This window comes from Geobacillus sp. C56-T2, from assembly GCF_007829715.1.
In the GTDB taxonomy this organism is placed as follows: Bacteria; Bacillota; Bacilli; order Bacillales; family Anoxybacillaceae; genus Geobacillus; species Geobacillus icigianus.
The window spans coordinates 2,919,001-2,938,273 of record NZ_VJWB01000001.1 but is presented as its reverse complement, the minus strand read 5'-3'; the positions used below and the strand labels follow the sequence as shown (position 1 = coordinate 2,938,273).

The window sequence follows — 19,273 nt, the reverse complement described above, 5'->3', positions numbered from 1 at the left end:
CATGCTGAACGTGAATGGCATCGATGTGTTTTACGGCAATATTCATGCCTTAAAAGGCGTGTCGCTTGAGGTGAACAAAGGCGAAATTGTCACGCTGATCGGCGCAAACGGCGCGGGAAAAACGACGCTGCTGAAAACCATCTCCGGGCTGTTGAAGCCGAAAAACGGCGACATCGTCTACGAAGGGGCCTCGATCGCCGGCAAGGCGGCGCAGACGATCGTGAAGCAAGGCATTTCCCACGTGCCGGAAGGGCGACGCGTGTTTGCCAACATGACGGTCGAGGAAAATTTGGAGCTCGGTGCGTTTTTGCGCAAAGACAAAGCCGGCATTCAACAAGATTTTGCCAACGTTTTTCAGCTGTTTCCGCGCCTTGAGGAGCGGCGCAAGCAATTGGCTGGCACGCTCTCGGGCGGCGAGCAGCAAATGCTTGCCATCGGCCGCGCGCTCATGGCTCGTCCGAAGCTGCTTTTGCTTGACGAACCGTCGATGGGGCTCGCGCCGCTGCTTGTCAAGACGATTTTTCGCATCATCCAGGAAATCAATGCGTCGGGAACGACGATTTTGCTTGTCGAGCAAAACGCCCATATGGCGCTCTCGATCGCCGATCGCGCCTATGTCCTCGAATCGGGCCGCGTCGTGTTGTCGGGAACGGCGGCCGAGCTGCAGGCGAGCGAGCAAGTGAAGCAGGCGTATTTGGGCGGGCATTGACGCCATGGGGGAGGCGGTGAAACGAAAGAGCCATTGCATGGCGGCGAAGTGAAAAAGCAACACGCTTACGGAACGAAGTGAACGGCGCTGCGCCACGGTTCGGCCCATCGGCCGAACGGGCGATCAGCGCCGTTTTTGTTGCTGCCGCTCGGCCCGCTCCCACGCTTTCAAATGTGGATAGGGGTCGAACGCCCACTCGGTGTAGCCGTTGTCTTTGTACATCCCGTAATGAAGATGGGGCGGGAATTTTCCGGCCGTGCCGGGCGGGCCGTAGCCGGAACTGCCGACCGAGCCGATGATCGTTCCCGGTTCGACGATTTGTCCCTCGCGAAGATCGGCGGCGAAGCCGTTCAAATGGGCGAAGTAATGGTACGTGTTGTTGATGTCGCGGATGCCGACGCGCCAGCCCCCGTATTTGTTCCAGCCTTTCAATTCGACGATGCCATAGCACGTCGAGCGCACCGGAACCCCGTAGCCAGCGAAAATGTCCGTTCCCTCATGGATGCGGCGCCCACCCCAGCCGCGCGCGTCACCCCATGTGTCGCGGTAGCTGTAATTCGCCCGCAGCGGAAGAGGAAACACATGGTTGTCCAATTTTAATGTTTGATACTTTTTATAAATTTTTACTTTTCCTAAAATCAGGTCGACCGTCTTGGCGCGCTGGTAATAGTTCCAAAGCGCGATTTTGATATGGCGGTGATCAATGCCGTACGTCTGCAGATAACGGGCCATCGCCATGATGACATCTTCATCGTCGTCAGCGCGCGCGTTCCCATCCCCGTTCCCATCTATCCCGAGGCCGCCAAACTGGGAGATCGTCAACGGGTTCGTATCGTGCGGGTTTGGATTGAGCGGTCCCGCCCAGACAGCCGGCTTCATGTAAATACCAAGGACGCCGGTTGGTTTGGGCAAATCGCGGCGCACTTGGCGGACGTTTCGCTCGTATTGGTCAATGGCCGCAAAGTAATACCATGGAATGAGTGAAACGGCTTCCGCTTTTTTATACAGCTCCATGCGTCGTTCATAAACGTCTTCTTCATTATTTTCAGCTGCGGCCGCTGCGCCGGCGGCGATGAACAATATCGCCACCACCCATAGGGCCAGTAGCCATCGGTGCACGTGGATCCCCCCTTTCCGCCCGTTTCCTATCCTTTAGTTTGGGGAGAAACAAGGAATTCATCAATGCCAAAATTTGTAGGACTAAGCGCACTCGTCCTTTGGCGCCAAGAAGCAAGAAGTGTAAAAAGGAGGAAGGCAGTCGGACGGCGATTTTTTTGTCTTTTCGCGAGCTTTTCATTATAATGAGAAATGAATAACGATCTAACTGGAGTGAGAACGATGGCGACGAAAGAAGAACACGTCCGCAAGCCGGATTGGTTGAAAATCAAATTAAATACGAACGAGAACTACGTCGGATTGAAGAAGTTGATGCGGGAACACCGTTTACATACTGTCTGCGAGGAAGCGAAGTGCCCGAACATTCACGAATGCTGGGCTGTGCGGCGGACGGCCACGTTTATGATTTTAGGCAGCGTCTGCACGCGCGCCTGCCGCTTTTGCGCCGTCAAAACCGGCTTACCGACCGAACTCGACTGGCAGGAACCGGAACGCGTCGCCGAATCGGTGCGCATCATGAACTTAAAACACGTCGTCGTCACCGCGGTGGCGCGCGATGATTTGAAAGACGGAGGTGCGGCCGTGTTTGCCGAAACGGTGCGCGCCATCCGGCGAAAAAACCCGTTTACGACGATTGAAGTGCTGCCGTCCGACATGGGCGGGGTGTACGAAAACTTGAAGACGCTGATGGATGCCCGACCGGACATTTTGAACCATAACATTGAAACGGTGCGCCGCTTGACGCCAAGAGTGCGCGCGCGGGCGACGTACGAACGGTCGCTTGAGTTTTTGCGGCGGGCGAAAGAGCTGCAGCCCGACATCCCGACGAAATCGAGCATCATGGTCGGCCTTGGGGAAACGAAAGAGGAGATCATCGAGGCCATGGACGATCTGCGTGCCAACCATGTCGACATTTTGACGATCGGTCAGTATTTGCAGCCGACGAAAAAACATTTGAAAGTGGTGAAGTACTACCATCCCGATGAGTTTCGGGAGCTGAAAGAGATCGCATTAAGCAAAGGGTTCAGCCATTGCGAGGCGGGTCCGCTCGTCCGCTCCTCGTATCATGCCGATGAACAGGTGAACGAAGCGGCGAAAGCGCGGCAGCTGAAGGCGTAGGTTCAAGCGGCTGGCGCCCGCGGGCGGCGAATAGGCGAAAAGAAACGGTCGTGCCTCTTTTGGAAAAAGGCAGACCGTTTTCTTTCCTCGGCAAGCGGTTAGGCGATCGAAAAGCGTGAGCGTTATTGCCCCATTTTTGTCGTCCGCGGCGTTCTGTCCCGGAAATCGCGATCGAGTTGGTCGTTCATTTCGTTGATCATTTCGCCGTTTTCGTTTTCGCCGTCGCTTAGCTTCGCTCCTTGCGGATATTTCAACATCCGCTGGATGGTGGCGTCAAGAATTTGATCGATGTTGCGCGTGTTTGAGTCCAAGCGCCCGAAGCGTTCAATGTCTTTCATCAGCTGCGGATTGTCGGCGATGTAGACGTGATAGTAGCGAGGCACGACAGACAGTGCCGTCTTTTTGACTTGGTCAGCGGTCTGCTGCCGGTTGTTCGTGTCGGCGTCATAAACGACGAGCACTTCCTCATCCGTGACGAGCGTCGCGACGTCCTTGACACCCGGCAGCTGGGTGCACAGTTTGCTGATCAAATCGGCCGCTTTTTCGCGGTTGAAGGACGGCATGTCGTTATAGCCGTTGGCGTCGCCAGCAATCGGGCTTTTTTGATGGCGGACGTAGCCGAAGTTGTTCATCGGCGTGTCATCGCCGTTGGGCACTCCGTTTTCATTGTACAGTTCGTTGCGGTCGGTGACGTTGATGGTATTCCCGCTTCGCTTATAGACGTCCGTATTGTCATCTTGGGCGGTTTGTGCGCAGCCGCTCAAGACAAGAGCCGTTCCGAACAGAGCGGCCCACCATGGTCGTCTCATCGTCAGCACCCCCTTCGCTTTTAGGGTGGCACGCGGCGAGGCGTTTCATAACCGTCATTGATTGGGTGTCGTGCATCGTTTATGATGGAAGTGGAAAGGCGAGGTGAACTCCCGTGATTTGCATCAACAACCATTGTTACGAGCTGGTGGAAAATGTGAAAAACGCCTTTAACGAAGAAGCCTTTCGCGCCCGGTACGCCGATATTTTGGCGAAGTATGACTACATTGTCGGCGACTGGGGATACAATCAGCTGCGGCTGCGCGGATTTTTTGACGACCACAATCAAAAAGCGACGCATGATACGAAAATCAGCACGTTGTCGGAATATTTGTACGAATATTGCAACTTCGGCTGCGCTTATTTTGTGCTTCGCAAAGTGAAGCGGTGAAGCCGCCATGTCGCGGCGCTGACGGGCGGACAAGTGAAGCAGCCGCTCCGGGGCGGGCGGCTGCTTCGTCATTCCCCTTCGTTGTACGGGAACTGTTCGCTTTCGCGCGGGTCATCGTGCGGCGAGTGCGCGGCCGGATCGCGCCTTGGAATGTTTTGGTGCAGCGATTTGAATTCATAGTTGAAGGCGCTATAAGGTCGCTGTCCTTCCCGCCACGGTGTGCTTTTATTTTCGACCGGCGCGTCCGCGCGGTACGGCGATCCGTACGGCCCTTCGGGAAATTCCTCGGCCGTTAAGAAATTGCGCTGTTTCTCGACGGTGGAAACATCGGCATATGTTTCCCGTTCCGCCATTCGCCTCACCTTCCTTGCTGCCGGGTTGGTTCATAAGATGCCCCAAACCGAGGAAGGTTATGAAAGACATTCACGCAAAAAGGCGCGCAACTCGTCGGCGTCTTCGATCTTTAGCTCGTATGTGCGTTCCAAATAGCCCGGCTCGGCCAAATCGTCATCGCCGAGAATCGCGAAGCGGTTGCTCTGTAAGTCGAGCACGAGCCATTTTCCGTAAAACCGGTCCGTTTCCACAAGCGCCAAATCGAACCGTCGGTTTTCGCCGGCAAAGCTGACGAAGCGCACCGCTGCTTCAACCGTTTCGTCATACAAATAAAACCGTTCGCTCATCTTTTGCTCCCCCTTTCGCTCCCTTCGTTACCATCATAGCAAACAAGCGCCGAAAACGGGAGCGGACGGAGGAAGAAGTGGCGATGTCCGTCCCGCCATTGGCCGGACGGTGGGGATTCCGTCTTTTTTCAGCAGGGCAAACGAGACGAAGGAGGGAACAGCGATGTATTTTGTTGACCGCAAAAAACTGGAAGATCGGCTGCGCTGCATCGAGCAAATGCTCGAGCGTTACAAGGCGCAGCGGCATTGGGAAGAACCGTTAGAGCGGCTGGCGCTCGAACGAATCGCTCATGTCCTCATCGAAGCCGTTTTGGACGTCGGCAATGCCATGATTGACGGCTTTATTATGCGCGACCCAGGCAGCTACAATGACATTATTGACATTTTGACTGATGAACGGGTGATTGCCCCGGCGGACGCCGAACAGCTGAAAGCGTTCATCGCTCACCGGAAAATGCTCGTTCACGACTACACCGCTGTTGATCACGCCAAACTGCGCGCCAGCTTGGATGCCCATTTGCCGGCGTTGGAGGCGTACCCGAAAGCGGTGCGCGATTATCTCGAAAGCGAGCTCGGCCCGGTGTCGGCGTTTCGCAATTGATCGGACGGCGACATCCATCGGCGTGCGCCGGTTGTCTTCGCGTTGGACGCCGGCGCGGCGAAACGAGGAAAGACAGAAGCGGTTGACCCGCGGGCTTGCGGCAGCGCGAGCATTGGGAGAGGAAGCGCGGCGTTCTCGCCGGCTCAAGGTGATCCGAACAGACTGGCGCGGCGGCCGCCTATCATGGAAAAGAAAGGAACAGAGGTCATGAAACGTTACAACGGCTATTTGATTGATCTGGATGGAACGATGTACCGCGGCACGGAATGTATCGCCGAAGCGCGCGAGTTTGTCAATGAACTGCACCGCCGCGGCATTCCGTATTTGTTCGTCACCAACAACTCGTCGCGCACGCCGGCGCAGGTGGCGGAAAAACTGCGGTCATTCGGCGTGCCGGCGGAAGAGAGGCACGTCTTTACGACAAGCCAAGCAACCGCCAACTACATTTTTGAACAAAAGCCAGGCGCGTCCGTTTATGTCATCGGTGAAGAAGGGATCCGCACGGCTTTGGCGGACAAAGGGTTTCGTTTTGCCGGCGAGGACGCGGATGTCGTCGTCATCGGCATCGACCGGCAACTGACATACGAGAAGCTCGCCGTCGCTTGCTTGGCGGTCCGCAACGGCGCGATGTTCATTTCCACAAACGGAGACATCGCTTTGCCGACCGAGCGCGGGCTATTGCCGGGCAACGGAGCCATTACGTCGGTTGTGGCCGTTTCGACGCAAGTGAAGCCGACGTTTATCGGCAAGCCAGAAAAAATCATTATGGAGCAGGCGCTTAACGTGCTCGGCGTTCCGAAAGCGGACGTGCTCATGATCGGCGACTATTACGAAACCGACATAGTAGCGGGCATGAACGCCGGCATCGATACGCTTTTAGTCCATACGGGCGTGACGACGAAAGAGATGCTCGCCCGCTATGAGCGGCAGCCGACGTATACGGCCGATTCGCTGCTAGAGTGGATGGAGCGCCTGTAAACAACGCCGCTTTGCCAAAAAGGCAAGGCGGCGTTTGCTTGTCATCGGCTGCGCGGGAAAAGCCGGCCATCAGCCGAGCGCACCGGGGCGTGGCGATCCATTATTCAGCGTTGGCGGCCCGGTGCGCCAAACGGCTTGACGCCGCCGCGGCAATGGCACCGACGATGTCGTCTAAAAACGTGTTGCATTTGCCGGTTGATTTATCGTTTAAGTATTGCAGGATGCCCGGTTTTTGTTTGTCAATGTATCCGTAGTTGGTAAAGCCGATCGATCCGTAGACGTTGACGATCGACAGCGCTAAAATTTCATCGACGCCATACAGCCCTTCATCGCGGCGGATGATCGATTGCAGCGGCTCATCAAGCTGGCCGGCCTCGGCGAGTTTATCGAGCTGAATGCCGGTTAAAATGGCGTTTTGCACTTCACGCTTTGAAATGACGCGGTTTACGTTTTCGATGCACTCGTCCATCGTCAAATCCGGATGGTATTTCGATTGCAAATAATAGACGAGTTCGGCGATTTTTTCCACCGTTACGCCCCGCTCCTCGAGCCAACGCCGAGCGGTTTGTTCCAAATTGTTCATAATGAATTCGCTCATAAAAGGTCACCTATTTCTTTTGAAAAGTCGCTTTATATATATATGTATCATGTCATAAAACAGTCCGTCATATAAAGAAAAATGCTCAGCGAGCCGCATATATAAACAATAGCCCCTTTGGTGGCCGATCTGAAGGGTTGCCTTGACGGGCAGAGAATCGAGCTCGCTTCGGCTGCTTGGCTGCGCGACGCTGAACGGCAGCCAAACAAAGCGATGAGGCTTTTCGCTTCCCGCCGGACGAGACGACCGTCGGCGGCCGGTTGGAAAAGAAATGGGGGCTGATCGGCCGAGCAGCGTCGCTAGAACGGGATCCAAGGTCAAGCGGTTTTTCCCTAACGCGGAAACGAGCGTGGAGATGGGGAGGAGAAAGCAAGCCTCGGCCAACAAGGAAGCGGACGGAGAGATAAGGAAGGGCAAGCGCTTTTTCCCCAACGCGAAAACGGGCGGGGGGATGAAGAGGGGGCAAGCGGTTTTCGATTCAATATGGACGCGAATGAGGAGGAAGGTCCATGGAACAATGGGTGCATAGCGAGTATGGAGTGCGCGTTGAGCGGCTGGAGTCAAAAGGGAGGCATACCGTGATCTGGGGGCAGCAAGAACGCTTTCTTCTCGTTCCCGCTGACGGGCGGAGCGAAGCGGAGATGGAAGAGCGCCAGCACATCAGCCGCTATTTGCGAGCCAAAGGGGTGAACGGCGTCGGGGAGCTCGTGAAAACAAAAGCCGGAACGTATCTTGCCGTCTATGAGGGACGGCCGATGGCGCTCATCCGCGCAACGCTTCCGCCCGTGCGCCTGCGCCAGCTCGGCCGAGAGCTTGCTTTGCTGCACGAATACGGGCGCTCTTGCCCGCTGCCCATTACGGTTTGCCGGCGCATCGGCCAATGGCGGGAGCTGTGGGCGAAGCGGATCGACCAAATGGAGGCGTTTTGGACGAACATGGTGGCAAACGGCCCGGCGTCGCCGTTTGACCGGCTGTTTATCGAGTCGTTCCCGTATTATGTAGGGTTGGCGGAAAACGCCGTCCAATATGTGGCCGATACGGAACTCGATGAGGAGCCGCTTCGCGTTGATTACGCGGCGTTTTGCCACGAGCGGCTGCCCCAGGCTGGCTGGATCGAAGGGGCCGAGGCGAAGCTGCCGACCGATTGGGTGTACGACCATTGCGCCCGCGATTTGGCGGAATGGGTGCGTGATTTGTATCGGCGGCACGGACCGGAATGCCGGCAGGAGGTGCGCCGGTTTTTCCAAGACTACGGGCACGTGTCGCCGCTGTCGCCGTTTGCTTGGCGGCTTGTTTACGCCCGATTGTTGTTTCCGCTTCCGTATTTCGAGTGTGTGGAGGCGTACTATTTGACAGAGGATGGACAGGAACGAACGCGCCGCGAGGAGGAATTGCGGCGGCTGCTCGGCGGTTCGCACGAGTATGAGCGATTTTTAGCTTCGTTTGCCGAGATTGCCGGCATCGCCGAACGCGTGCGTCTGCCGGCGGTCGAGTGGCTGCCACCGGCGTAGAAAGGAGAGCGGGGGCCGCGGCGCTGGCGCCCGCTATTTCGTTGACCGCCGTTGGCTTCATTTGAGCGCCGGGTGAGGTGGGAGGACTGGTTGGCGTCTGCTTGCCAGAAGCGGTGCTTCCGTTCATCCAAGCCGAGTCCCGGCGCGCTTGGCCGCTGGAAAACGGAAGGATGAGCGGGGCTATGGGGGGACAACTTCCCGTTTTTTTTCCGCCGGAGTTGTGATAAGATTTAGAAAAAACGAAGAAGGAGTGGCATCATGACGAAGCCGTGCGTCTTTATTACGCGCAAACTGCCAGAGGATGTTGTGGCCCCGCTTTCGGCTATCGCTGAAGTGGAGATGTGGCCGCATGAGGACGTGGCGGTGCCAAGCGATGTGCTCGTGGAAAAAGCAAAGCGGGCGGCGGCCCTTTTGCCGATGGTGTCCGATCCGATTGGTGAACAGGTGCTGTCAGCGGGGGCGGAGCTGAAAGTGGTCGCCAACATGGGGGTCGGTTATGACAATATTGATGTGCCGGCAGCGACTCGGCGCGGCATCGTCGTATGCAACACGCCGAACGTGCTGACCGATACGACGGCCGATTTGACGTTCGCGCTGCTGTTAGCCACCGCTCGCCGCCTCGTCGAAGCGGCTGAATTTTTGAAAGAAGGGAAATGGAAAAGCTGGAGCCCGTTTTTGCTTGCGGGCGCCGATGTCCACCATAAAACGATCGGCATCGTCGGCATGGGAAACATCGGCCAAGCGGTGGCCAAGCGGGCAAAAGGGTTTGACATGAACGTGCTGTATTACAACCGTTCCCGCCGCCCGGAGGCGGAAGTGGAGCTTGGCGCCATCTACCGTCCATTTTTCGATTTGTTGGCGGAAAGCGATTTTGTCGTCTGCTTGACGCCGCTCACCCCGGAGACGCGTCGTTTGTTCAACCGCGAGGCGTTTCGGCGGATGAAACGCTCAGCGGTTTTCATCAATGCGGCGCGCGGGGCGGTCGTCGATGAACAGGCGCTGTATGAGGCGCTCGTTCATGGAGAGATCGCGGCGGCCGGGCTCGATGTGTTTGAAAAAGAACCGGTGGATCCCGCCCATCCGCTCGTTTCGCTTCCGAACGTTGTCGCCTTGCCGCATATCGGCAGCGCCACGTACGAAACGCGGCGGGCGATGATGGCGTTGGCGCGCGACAACATTATTGCCGTGCTGGAAGGGCGGCCGCCGTTAACACCGGTGAATCGGCCGTCCTCCCTTCCGTGAAAATGCCGGGCTGGCGCGTGCTTTTTCCTCCCTTTGAGGTGGGGAGATCCGTTGCTTATGGAAATGGGGGAGCGTTTGAAAGACGATCCTGATGCGACAGGGCTTTTCGATTGGAGAAAAGGGCTTGATAAACGGCTTGTCCTCTTAAATCACCAGCCCCCGAGGGCAAAAATTTTCGTTGCCAAACAGCCGGCCGTCTTTTATAATGTCTACTATAAAAATACAAATGTCTACTGTGGGTAAACAGAAGGGGCGGGGAAGATGGAAAAACCGATTTTAGTTGGCTTGTTAGGATTAGGGACTGTTGGAAGCGGCGTGGTCAAAATCATTGAAAACCATCAGGAGAAGCTGATGCATCAAGTCGGATGTCCAGTCAAGGTGAAGAAAATTCTTGTCCGCGACGTCAACAAACCGCGCGATGTCGAGGTCGATCCGGCGCTGCTGACGACGAGCGCCGCCGAGGTGATCGACGATCCGGAGGTGGACGTCATCATCGAGGTGATGGGCGGCATCGAGGAGACGAAGGAGCTGTTGCTGCGGGCGTTGCGCCAAGGAAAACATGTTGTGACGGCGAACAAAGACGTCATGGCGGTTTACGGTTCAGAGTTGCTCCGGGTGGCGGCGGAGCATCATTGCGATTTGTTCTATGAAGCGAGCGTCGCCGGCGGCATTCCGATTTTGCGCAGCTTAGTGGATGGACTGGCGTCGGACCGGATTACGAAGCTTATGGGCATTGTCAATGGGACGACGAATTACATTTTGACGAACATGGCGCAAAACGGCGCCTCTTATGAAGCGGCGCTCGCCGAAGCGCAAGCGCTCGGGTTCGCGGAAGCCGATCCGACGTCGGACGTCGAAGGGCTCGATGCGGCGCGGAAGATGGCGATTTTGGCCCGCCTTGGCTTCTCCATGGATATTGATTTGGACGATGTTAATGTCAAAGGCATCACAGAAGTGACGGAGGAGGATTTAAATTACGGGAAACGGCTCGGCTATACGATGAAGCTGATCGGCATAGCCCAGCGCGATGGAAGCAAGGTGGAAGTCAGCGTTCAGCCGACGTTTTTGCCCGATTCGCATCCGCTCGCGTCCGTCCAGAATGAATATAATGCTGTGTACGTTTACGGCGAAGCGGTCGGAGAAACGATGTTCTACGGGCCGGGCGCCGGCAGCTTGCCGACAGCGACGGCGGTCGTCTCCGACTTGGTCGCGGTGATGAAAAATATGCGCCTTGGCGTCAACGGTCGCTATGCCGTCGCGCCGCAATATGAAAAACAGTTGAAAGCTCCAACGGAAATTTTCTCGAAATACTTTTTGCGCATTCACGTGAAAGACCAAGTGGGGGCGTTTGCCAAAATTACGACGCTGTTTTCCAAACGCGGAGTGAGCTTTGAAAAGATTTTGCAGCTGCCGATGAAGGAAAACGGCCTCGCCGAAATCGTCATCGTCACGCATGACGCTTCGCAGCAAGACTACGAAGAGATTTTGCAGCAGCTGGGCGATTTGGAAATCGTCGAGCGGGTGCAAAGCTCGTATCGGGTGGAAGGGGAGAAACGGTGATGACATGGAGAGGGCTGCTTGACGCGTACGGCGACTTTTTGCCGCTGACCGAAGCAACGCCAAGGCTGTCGCTTTGTGAAGGAAACACGCCGCTCATCCCGTTGCCGCGGTTGTCGGAAGAGCTCGGGATTACGCTGTACGTCAAAGTGGAAGGAGCGAACCCAACCGGGTCGTTTAAAGATCGCGGCATGGTGATGGCGGTGGCGAAGGCGAAAGAGGAAGGAAGCCATACGATCATTTGCGCCTCCACCGGCAATACGTCCGCTTCCGCCGCCGCGTATGCAGCGCGCGCGGGGCTGCGCTGCCTTGTCGTCATCCCGAACGGAAAGATCGCCCTTGGCAAACTGGCGCAAGCCGCCATGTACGGGGCGGAGATTTTTGCGATCGACGGCAATTTCGACGAAGCGCTCAGCATGGTGCGCCGGCTGAGCGAAACGGCGCCGATTACGCTCGTCAACTCCGTCAACCCGTACCGAATCGAAGGGCAAAAAACGGCGGCGTTTGAAGTGTGCGATCAGCTTGGGCGCGCGCCGGACGTGCTCGCCATTCCGGTCGGCAACGCGGGCAACATTACCGCCTATTGGAAAGGGTTTAAGGAGTATCACGAAGCAAAAGGAACAGGGCTGCCGCAAATGCGCGGCTTTGAAGCGGAAGGGGCGGCGGCGATCGTCCGCAATCAAGTGATTGAACAGCCGGAAACGATCGCGACGGCGATCCGCATCGGCAATCCGGCGAGCTGGCAGAAAGCGGTCGAGGCGGCGAACGAATCGCGCGGGAAAATCGATGAAGTGAGCGATGCGGAAATTTTGGCGGCTTACCAACGGCTTGCCCGCACGGAAGGCATTTTTGCTGAGCCGGCGTCATGCGCGGCGATCGCCGGGGTCATCAAGCAGCGCGAGCGAAACGAAATCGAGCGCGGCAGCCTCGTTGTCGCCGTTCTCACTGGCAATGGCTTGAAAGACCCGGCCATCGCCTTGGAGACCGCGGCGATCGAACCGATCGTGCTGCCGAACGATGAACAAGTTGTCTTGGAGCATTTGCAAGGGGTTGTCCGCGCATGAAAGAAGACGAGATGTTGAAGATCGTCGTTCCGGGTAGCACGGCGAACTTAGGTCCTGGGTTTGACTCGATCGGGCTCGCCGTCTCCCGTTACTTAACGCTTGATGTCCGCTTGGCGGAGGCGTGGTCGTTTGCGCCGAAAACGGCCGAGGTGAGCGGCATCCCGCGCGGAACCGACAATTTAGTGTATCAAGCGGCGGCCGAAACGGCGGATGTTTACGGCCGGCGCCTGCCGAGCTGCGCGGTGGAAGTGTCCAGCGACATTCCGCTGACGCGCGGACTCGGCAGCAGCGCGGCGGCGGTCGTCGCCGGCATCGAGCTGGCCGATGCGCTGCTTGAACTAGGATTGTCGCGCGAACAAAAGATGGAACTGGCCACCCGCTATGAGGGCCATCCGGACAATGTCGGCGCTTCGCTGTACGGAGGGCTGGTCATCGGCTGCTACCGCGAGGAAGGTGTGGATGTCGTTCATCTTCCTGATGTGGACATTGAAATGGTGGCATTGATCCCAGCCTATGAGTTGGAGACGAAAAAAGCGCGCGGGCAGCTGCCTGAACAATGGACGAGGCAGCGGGCCGTCGAGGCGAGCGCCATCAGCAATGTGTTCGTTGCGGCGCTGCTGACAAAAAACTGGCGGCTTGCCGGCCGGATGATGGCAGCCGATCTGTTTCATCAGCCGTATCGGAAACCGCTCGTTCCCGAGCTTGAGCGGGCGGAGGCGCTCGCTCTCGAATACGGAGCGATCGGCGCGGCGCTAAGCGGGGCGGGGCCGACGGTGCTCGTTTTTGCGGAACGAGGGGACGGCGCTCGTCTCGCCGAGCGGCTGCGGCCGCATTTTCCTAGTTGCGAAGTCGCCAGGCTGGCCGTTGAGCCGCACGGAAGCCGCGTCTACAAGCTCGCGCTGGAAGCGTGAGTGTTTTTTCGGCGTTGGGAGAATCGACCGCCGTCCGCCTCCTCTTCGCGCACGCCGAGGGTCGATAAGGGTCTTTGAAGCGGGAACGAAAACAGGGCGGTCCGCTACGCTTTTTCATCGTGGGATGCCGTAGGAGGACAAAAAAACATCCGAACAGCGGCGAGCTGTTCGGATGTTCCGCTTTAGAATACTTGCTCTACTTCGACGACGCCCGGCACTTCTTCAAACAGCGCGCGTTCGATCCCGGCTTTTAACGTGATCGTCGAGCTCGGGCAGCTGCCGCATGCGCCGAGAAGGCGGAGCTTGACCACGCCGTCCTCTACGTCTACGAGCTCGCAGTCGCCCCCGTCGCGAAGCAGGAACGGACGAAGTTTATCCAACACTTCTTGCACTTGTTCTTTGATTTCTTGGTCCGTCATTTCCATCGACTCCTTTCCTTACTTTTTATTATAATCGTGACAGGGGAAAAAATCTAATGATAAATTTTGCTTGCATAAAGGGTGACAATGATGGCGTTTCAACCGGTTGAAATTTGTGTTTACGGGGCTGACGTCCTTTGCCCGGCTTGCGTGCAGCTGCCGTCATCGAAAGAGACGTATGAGTGGCTCGAAGCGGCGTTGCGCCGCAAGTATCCCGATCAGCCGTTCCGGATGGTCTACGTCGATATTTTTCAGCCTCCTGCCGATGATGAACGAAAACGGGCGTTGGCGCAAACGATCGTTGAAGAAGATTGGGTATATCCGGTCGTGGTGATCGAAGGAACGGTGGTGGCGGAAGGCAATCCACGGCTAAAGACCATTTGCGCAGAAATGGAAAAATACGGCTACCGTTCGTCATAGCGGCGGCGCATGGGGAGGAAAGCGAACGGACGGCGGGGAGTCCCCGCCGCCTTTGCGTTTGGTCAGCCGCCCGGTCGGCGACAAGAGCTGCTCATACTGTCGTTAGAAATGTCGCCTAACCCTTTGGTCCGCTGCCGGATCGGCAATAAGATTTCGACGATGATGGGTTGATATCGATTCCCAGCACGCGTTCTCACTGAACCTGCCGCTTTGCGCCTTCCATTTTATGGACAGCCGTGCAAGGCTTAATAGCCGTTGTGGTATTTATACATCCAAAGAACGCCCGATTTTAACAGGCGCGGCACCCGTCCGGTGAGCGGGCGGTCCGCCACGAGGCCGAAGCCGTGTTTTTTCCCGAGCGAGCCGAGAATGCCTTTCAGCTTAATCGGCGGGAATTCGCTTGGCGGCTCTTCACCGTTCCAGCGCTTTTGCAGCACTTGGACGATTTGTTCGGCTTGCGCTTCGGCGAGCTGGGCGCTCGGCGAATGCGGCAGGCTCGCACAGTCGCCGACGACGTAGGCGTTTTCATAGCCGGGGATATGGTGCCGTTTCGTCAAGATGACGCGGCCTTGCTTGTCCTTTTCCACGTTGAGTTCGCGGACGACGCGGTTCGGCTGGATGCCAGCCGTCCAGACGATGACGTCGCACGACACCGGTTCATCGTGGTTGTACAGCACGCCCGGCTCGATTTTCGTCACGTTGGAGCGGCGGACGATCTCAACTTTGTGTTCGACGAACCAGCTTTCGACATAATCGCTCAGCCGTTTTGGAAACATCGGCAAAATGCGCTCACCGCGGTCAAACAGTTTAATGTGCAAATCAGGGCGGCTTTCGGCAAGCTCGCTGGCCAGCTCCACACCGCTCAGACCGGCGCCGACGATGCCGACGGTCGCCTTGGGTGGCAAGTTGTTCAGCGCTTCGTAGGCGGCGCGCGCTTTGTCGATCGATTGAATGCTGTAGGTGTATTGATCAGCGCCCGGCACCCCATGGTACTTGTCCTCACAGCCCAATCCGATCACCAGCTCGTCATAACGGACGCTGCGCTCGTCTTTCAGGTGGACGATCTGGTTGTCAAGGTCAATGGAGACGACTTCGCCAAACTCGTACGTCAGCTGCGGATGTTCCGGAAACGGGACGCGAATATGGTGGTCACTGACCGTTCCTGCGGCCAACGCGTAATATTCCGTTTTTAAACAATGGTATGGAACGCGGTCAATGAGGATAATATGAATGCCATTTGGCACATGATCCGGGAGGAGGCGTTGCAAAATCCGCATATTGCCGTATCCTCCGCCGAGCAGTACAAGTTGTTTCATGGTTAAAAATCCCCTTTTGTCCAGTTTCGTAAGCCGCTTATGCCATAAAAAAGTATAACGAAATTGTGACAAAAGAACAATAATTTTTCCGCCCGCTCCCTGCCTGGCAAGCATGTTCATTGACGGCGCGCGGCAAAACGGCTACGATGGGAAACAGGAAGGTGAACATGCGCATGATTTTGCCAATCATCGAATTTTGCATCAGCAACTTAGCCAGCGGGTCGTACGAGGCGATGGAACAGCTTGAAAAAGACCCGAATCTCGATATTATCGAATACAGTTGCCTAAGCTATTGCACGCGCTGTGCGGAAACGCTGTTTGCGCTCGTCAACGGCGAGTTTGTCAGCGCCGAAACGCCGGATGAACTCGTGGAAAAGATTTATCGGCATCTCGAAGAACATCCGATGCTGTAACGAAAAAAGGAGGATGCCCAATAGCGGCATCCTCTTCAATGTATATGAAAAAACGGGGGATACTTCCATTGTGGCCAAGGGGCGTTGTTTTTATACATCCAATTCCAGACTTTTTCGGGAGGGACGAACATTGCCGTCGTTTACGTTTACGAAAATGCATGGATTAGGGAACAGTTATATTTACGTTGATTTGTTTCGCGAAACGCTTCCGGAAGACGAGCTGCCGGCGATCGCCCGCCGCGTTTCGAACGTTCACACCGGCATTGGATCGGATGGCTTAATTCTCATTGGTCCTGCGGAGCGGGCGCCGGTCAAAATGCGGATTTTCAACAGCGACGGTTCGGAAGGGAAAAATTGCGGCAACGGCTTGCGCTGTGTAGCAAAATACGCGTATGAGCATGGCCTTGTCAAGGAGCGCCGCTTTTTGATCGAAACGCTTTCCGGGCTGGTTGAAGCAGAAGTGGCAGTCCAAGACGGCGAGGTGGTGAGCGTCACCGTCGATATGGGCGAACCGCTCCTGCAGCGGAGCGCCATACCGATGATCGGACCGGAGGTGGAACAGGTCGTTGCTGAGCCGTTTGTCATCAGCGGCCGCGAGTACGCGCTCACCGCCGTCTCGATGGGCAATCCACACGCGGTCTTTTATGTTGATGACATCCGCCAAGCGCCGGTCGAGGCGCTGGGGCCGCTTGTCGAACGCGATCCGCGCTTTCCCGAAGGAGTGAACGTCGAATTTGTTGAAGTCGTGAGTGATCGCGAGCTTCACTTCCGGGTGTGGGAGCGCGGTTCCGGCGTGACGCAGGCGTGCGGGACGGGCGCGTGCGCGGCTGTCGTCGCTTCCGTGCTCAACGGGAAGACGGCGCGCGGAGTGGAAACGGTCGTCCATTTGGCCGGTGGCGATTTGGTGATCACCTGGGGATGGGACGGGCGCGTGCGCATGACCGGCCCAGCCGAAACGGTGTGCACAGGGGTGTACTATGACCGGGGCGGGCAGAACGGTTGAGCATTTGCGCTGGAAAACGGTATAATAACAGTAAGCGGAAGGTCGGTGAGCGTTGGCAGTCGCCCGTTTGGGGGAGCTGGCCCGAACGCGGGTCGCCTGCCTCGCTTGACCTGATAGCGAAGGAGGGATCGAGATGGCGGAAGCCATTGTCACGCTGACGGAAGCGGCAGCGTTTCAAATTAAGGACATGATGAAGGAGCAGGAAGAGGAAAACGCCTATTTGCGCGTAGGGGTTCACGGCGGTGGCTGCAGCGGGCTGTCGTACGGCATGGGCTTTGAGCATGAGCGGCGCGAGGACGACGTCGAATTTGAACAGCACGGCATTAAAATTTTGGTCGACCGCGATAGCGCGCCGATTTTGCGCGGCACGGTCATTGATTACAAACAGTCGCTGCTTGGCGGCGGATTTACGATCCACAACCCGAACGCCATCGCGACGTGCGGCTGCGGTTCGTCGTTCCGCACGGCAACGAACGCCGGCACGCCGGAGCAGTGCTGACCGCGGAAACCGCGGCGGACAAACCCGGGGAAAGGGAGGGGAAGGCGAGTGAAAGGGCAAGTGAATGTAGTGTTGGCCCTCTTGTTGGCGCTGATCGTCGCCCTGCTCGCGGTGGCCAACGTTGACAAGGTGACCATCCGTTATTTGATTGGGGAAACGCGTCTGCCGCTGATCATCGTCATTTTTGGCTCCGCGGTTCTCGGCGCTTTGGTCGTCGCTATGTTGGGCTGGGTTCGCCTGTTCAGCCTGCAGCGACAGCTGAAAGCAGCGCTCAAGGAAAACGAAGCGCTGGCCGCTCGGCTAGCCGAACATGAACAGCAGCCGTCATCAGCATCGCTGTCTGGCGATGAAACGATGTAAAGCGAACAGACGGCGCCGCCAAAATGAGAAAGAGGGTGTCCCAAAAGGATCGGGATTCCCTCTTTCGTTGCTTATATATACGTGCTGGCTGCTTCTGCCGCACGATCGGTTGTGCCGATCTTGAAGGCAGACACTTTTTGGGTCCGCCTCGCTTTGTCGTGTCTTGGTCGCACTGAAGCGCGTCACACAACGAAACTAAAAGAGTGAGGTCGAGTGTGCCGGCTGCATCCGCGCTGTCGGATCGATGTACGTTTTGGCGCTGCTGATGGCGATCGGCGCTTCGCCGAAGCCGCAGGCGATCAGCTTGATTTTTCCGTCGTACGTGCAAATATCGCCGGCGGCATAGACGCCCGGGATGTTCGTTTCCATGCGGGAATTCACTTTGATCGAATGCTTCTCGATTTCCAATCCCCAATCTTTGATCGGCCCAAGCGAGGAAATGAAGCCATAGTTGACAATAACGGCGTCCACATCGACCGTTTCTTTCGTTCCGTCTTTGGCGTGCTCAAGCACGACTTGGTGGATGGCATGTTCGTCACCGATCAGTTCCACTGGCACGAACGGTGTCTTCACACGCACGGCCGATTTCATAAGCTGTTCGACGCTGTGCTCATGGGCGCGGAACTTGTCACGGCGATGCACGATCGTGACGCTGGCCGCGATCGGTTCGAGCATCAGCGACCAGTCGACCGCCGAGTCGCCGCCGCCGCAAACAAGCACCCGTTTTCCGGAAAACTGCTCCAAATCGTTGATAAAGTAATGCAAGTTTTTCCCTTCATAACGGGAAGCGGTTTCGATTTCCAGCCGACGCGGCTGAAAGGCGCCGTTTCCGGCGGTGATGATCACCGTTTTCGAATAGTGGATTTGTTCATTGGTGATGAGTTTGAACGTTCCGTCTTCCTGCTTTTCAAGCACATCGACCGATTCGTTCAGGCAGACGGTTGGTGAAAACAGCTCCAGTTGCTTTTTCAGCTGATTGACCAGCTCTTGGGCGCGCACTTTCGGGAATCCGGCGACATCGTATATGTATTTTTCCGGATACAACGCGGAAAGCTGCCCGCCGAGCTGAGGAAGGCTTTCGATGATTTTGACCTTCATTTGCCGCAAGCCGCCATAAAACGCGGCAAACATGCCGGTCGGCCCGCCGCCGATGATCGTGACATCATAAAGCGTGCGATCTTCCTTCACCGCCATACCTCCTTTGATTGTGATGGAATGATCCGTTTCTCTTTTTCGCACCGCGGCTCCTGCTCTCCACCTGTTTCAGGAGCGTTTCCGCTCCGCGCCGCGGTCGGCTGCGAACCGCCTATGCGGTGCTGCCGTTTTCGGTTTCGTTTCCAGCGATGACTGATTTTTCTTCCCTTCTTATTTTAGCATCTTATTTCAGCATGGGCAAAAGATGACGACAACCGTCTGTTGACCGCGGAAGGGCAGCGGTGAATTTTTCCGTCTTGCCGCAAAAAACACTTGAAATGGGGGAGAAAAAGGACTAATATGGTTGGTGGACAGATTGTTAATTTTTTGTGACAGTCCCTCGACATTTTTTTGTCCGTTATCGT

At 56.6% G+C, this 19,273-nt stretch carries 23 protein-coding genes; 15 read left to right on the top strand and 8 right to left on the bottom strand.

Annotation, left to right across the window (positions count from 1 at the left end):
* Nucleotide 1 precedes the first annotated feature (1 nt).
* Nucleotides 2-709 (top strand): ABC transporter ATP-binding protein, encoded by a 708-nt coding sequence (locus GC56T2_RS14630; protein WP_144976169.1) that lies wholly within the window; start codon nt 2-4, stop codon nt 707-709.
* A 123-nt stretch (nt 710-832) separates the two neighbouring features.
* On the opposite strand, the gene GC56T2_RS14625 is transcribed toward GC56T2_RS14630, so the two are convergent.
* Entirely contained in the window at nt 833-1,828 is a 996-nt protein-coding gene (locus GC56T2_RS14625) for a M23 family metallopeptidase (RefSeq protein ID WP_144976167.1), read from the bottom strand.
* A 219-nt stretch (nt 1,829-2,047) separates the two neighbouring features.
* Between GC56T2_RS14625 and lipA the strand changes: the two genes are divergently transcribed.
* Nucleotides 2,048-2,944 carry a lipoyl synthase gene (lipA, locus tag GC56T2_RS14620; protein WP_144976165.1) on the top strand — a complete coding sequence of 299 codons (897 nt, stop codon included), beginning with the start codon at nt 2,048-2,050 and terminating at the stop codon, nt 2,942-2,944.
* A gap of 122 nt (nt 2,945-3,066) precedes the next feature.
* On the opposite strand, the gene GC56T2_RS14615 is transcribed toward lipA, so the two are convergent.
* Nucleotides 3,067-3,753 (bottom strand): YhcN/YlaJ family sporulation lipoprotein, encoded by a 687-nt coding sequence (locus GC56T2_RS14615; RefSeq protein ID WP_144976163.1) that lies wholly within the window; start codon nt 3,751-3,753, stop codon nt 3,067-3,069.
* Between the two features lie 113 nt (nt 3,754-3,866).
* Here GC56T2_RS14615 and GC56T2_RS14610 point away from each other — a divergent pair, with 113 nt between their 5' ends.
* A complete protein-coding gene (locus tag GC56T2_RS14610) occupies nt 3,867-4,142 on the top strand; it encodes a YutD family protein (RefSeq protein ID WP_033018755.1) in 276 nt (91 codons plus the stop codon).
* Between the two features lie 68 nt (nt 4,143-4,210).
* Here the strand turns inward: GC56T2_RS14610 and GC56T2_RS14605 are convergent, their stop codons facing one another.
* Together GC56T2_RS14605 and GC56T2_RS14600 are read right to left on the bottom strand one after the other, a co-directional pair.
* On the bottom strand, nt 4,211-4,495 hold the full coding sequence (locus GC56T2_RS14605) for a cytosolic protein (protein ID WP_144976160.1): 285 nt from the start codon (nt 4,493-4,495) through the stop codon (nt 4,211-4,213).
* Between the two features lie 57 nt (nt 4,496-4,552).
* Nucleotides 4,553-4,822: a DUF3055 domain-containing protein gene (locus GC56T2_RS14600; protein WP_144976158.1), complete on the bottom strand. Its 270-nt coding sequence runs from the start codon at nt 4,820-4,822 to the stop codon at nt 4,553-4,555.
* A gap of 163 nt (nt 4,823-4,985) precedes the next feature.
* Here GC56T2_RS14600 and hepT point away from each other — a divergent pair, with 163 nt between their 5' ends.
* On the top strand, nt 4,986-5,423 hold the full coding sequence (hepT, locus tag GC56T2_RS14595; RefSeq protein WP_033018752.1) for a type VII toxin-antitoxin system HepT family RNase toxin: 438 nt from the start codon (nt 4,986-4,988) through the stop codon (nt 5,421-5,423).
* Nucleotides 5,424-5,630: 207 nt separating this feature from the next.
* Nucleotides 5,631-6,401, top strand: a complete 771-nt coding sequence (locus tag GC56T2_RS14590; protein ID WP_144976156.1) for a TIGR01457 family HAD-type hydrolase — start codon at nt 5,631-5,633, stop codon at nt 6,399-6,401.
* A 100-nt stretch (nt 6,402-6,501) separates the two neighbouring features.
* On the opposite strand, the gene GC56T2_RS14585 is transcribed toward GC56T2_RS14590, so the two are convergent.
* The gene (locus GC56T2_RS14585; protein WP_144976154.1) at nt 6,502-6,999 is read right to left on the bottom strand and encodes a phosphatidylglycerophosphatase A family protein; all 498 of its coding nucleotides are present in this window, start codon (nt 6,997-6,999) and stop codon (nt 6,502-6,504) included.
* Between the two features lie 509 nt (nt 7,000-7,508).
* Here GC56T2_RS14585 and yutH point away from each other — a divergent pair.
* The 5 genes from yutH to thrB all read left to right on the top strand — a co-directional run bounded on the left by yutH (nt 7,509) and on the right by thrB (nt 13,284).
* Nucleotides 7,509-8,510 (top strand): spore coat putative kinase YutH, encoded by a 1,002-nt coding sequence (gene yutH / locus GC56T2_RS14575; RefSeq protein WP_144976150.1) that lies wholly within the window; start codon nt 7,509-7,511, stop codon nt 8,508-8,510.
* A 258-nt stretch (nt 8,511-8,768) separates the two neighbouring features.
* Nucleotides 8,769-9,752, top strand: coding sequence for a 2-hydroxyacid dehydrogenase (locus GC56T2_RS14570; protein WP_144976148.1), 984 nt, complete (start codon nt 8,769-8,771; stop codon nt 9,750-9,752).
* 261 nt (nt 9,753-10,013) lie between these two features.
* The gene (locus tag GC56T2_RS14565; RefSeq protein WP_144976146.1) at nt 10,014-11,312 is read left to right on the top strand and encodes a homoserine dehydrogenase; all 1,299 of its coding nucleotides are present in this window, start codon (nt 10,014-10,016) and stop codon (nt 11,310-11,312) included.
* Nucleotides 11,312-12,373, top strand: a complete 1,062-nt coding sequence (gene thrC / locus GC56T2_RS14560; protein WP_144977394.1) for a threonine synthase — start codon at nt 11,312-11,314, stop codon at nt 12,371-12,373. Before GC56T2_RS14565 ends, thrC begins: the two co-directional genes overlap by 1 nt.
* Nucleotides 12,370-13,284 carry a homoserine kinase gene (gene thrB, locus GC56T2_RS14555; RefSeq protein ID WP_144976144.1) on the top strand — a complete coding sequence of 305 codons (915 nt, stop codon included), beginning with the start codon at nt 12,370-12,372 and terminating at the stop codon, nt 13,282-13,284. Before thrC ends, thrB begins: the two co-directional genes overlap by 4 nt.
* 182 nt (nt 13,285-13,466) lie before the next feature.
* Here thrB and GC56T2_RS14550 read toward each other — a convergent pair whose 3' ends face one another.
* Nucleotides 13,467-13,709: a NifU family protein gene (locus GC56T2_RS14550; protein WP_011232431.1), complete on the bottom strand. Its 243-nt coding sequence runs from the start codon at nt 13,707-13,709 to the stop codon at nt 13,467-13,469.
* Nucleotides 13,710-13,793: 84 nt separating this feature from the next.
* Between GC56T2_RS14550 and GC56T2_RS14545 the strand changes: the two genes are divergently transcribed.
* Nucleotides 13,794-14,123, top strand: a complete 330-nt coding sequence (locus GC56T2_RS14545; protein ID WP_033018742.1) for a YuzD family protein — start codon at nt 13,794-13,796, stop codon at nt 14,121-14,123.
* A gap of 245 nt (nt 14,124-14,368) precedes the next feature.
* On the opposite strand, the gene GC56T2_RS14540 is transcribed toward GC56T2_RS14545, so the two are convergent.
* Nucleotides 14,369-15,439 carry an NAD(P)/FAD-dependent oxidoreductase gene (locus GC56T2_RS14540; protein ID WP_144976142.1) on the bottom strand — a complete coding sequence of 357 codons (1,071 nt, stop codon included), beginning with the start codon at nt 15,437-15,439 and terminating at the stop codon, nt 14,369-14,371.
* 173 nt (nt 15,440-15,612) lie between these two features.
* Here GC56T2_RS14540 and GC56T2_RS14535 point away from each other — a divergent pair, with 173 nt between their 5' ends.
* The 4 genes from GC56T2_RS14535 to GC56T2_RS14520 all read left to right on the top strand — a co-directional run bounded on the left by GC56T2_RS14535 (nt 15,613) and on the right by GC56T2_RS14520 (nt 17,714).
* Complete coding sequence (locus GC56T2_RS14535; protein ID WP_144977391.1) at nt 15,613-15,852, top strand: YuzB family protein; 240 nt, start codon at nt 15,613-15,615, stop codon at nt 15,850-15,852.
* Nucleotides 15,853-15,982: 130 nt separating this feature from the next.
* The gene (gene dapF, locus GC56T2_RS14530) at nt 15,983-16,855 is read left to right on the top strand and encodes a diaminopimelate epimerase (protein ID WP_144976139.1); all 873 of its coding nucleotides are present in this window, start codon (nt 15,983-15,985) and stop codon (nt 16,853-16,855) included.
* A gap of 133 nt (nt 16,856-16,988) precedes the next feature.
* Nucleotides 16,989-17,354 (top strand): HesB/IscA family protein, encoded by a 366-nt coding sequence (locus GC56T2_RS14525; protein WP_144976137.1) that lies wholly within the window; start codon nt 16,989-16,991, stop codon nt 17,352-17,354.
* 48 nt (nt 17,355-17,402) lie between these two features.
* Nucleotides 17,403-17,714: a LapA family protein gene (locus GC56T2_RS14520; protein ID WP_144976134.1), complete on the top strand. Its 312-nt coding sequence runs from the start codon at nt 17,403-17,405 to the stop codon at nt 17,712-17,714.
* Nucleotides 17,715-17,909: 195 nt separating this feature from the next.
* Here the strand turns inward: GC56T2_RS14520 and GC56T2_RS14515 are convergent, their stop codons facing one another.
* Nucleotides 17,910-18,908, bottom strand: a complete 999-nt coding sequence (locus GC56T2_RS14515; protein WP_172706235.1) for an NAD(P)/FAD-dependent oxidoreductase — start codon at nt 18,906-18,908, stop codon at nt 17,910-17,912.
* Nucleotides 18,909-19,273: the final 365 nt, after the last annotated feature.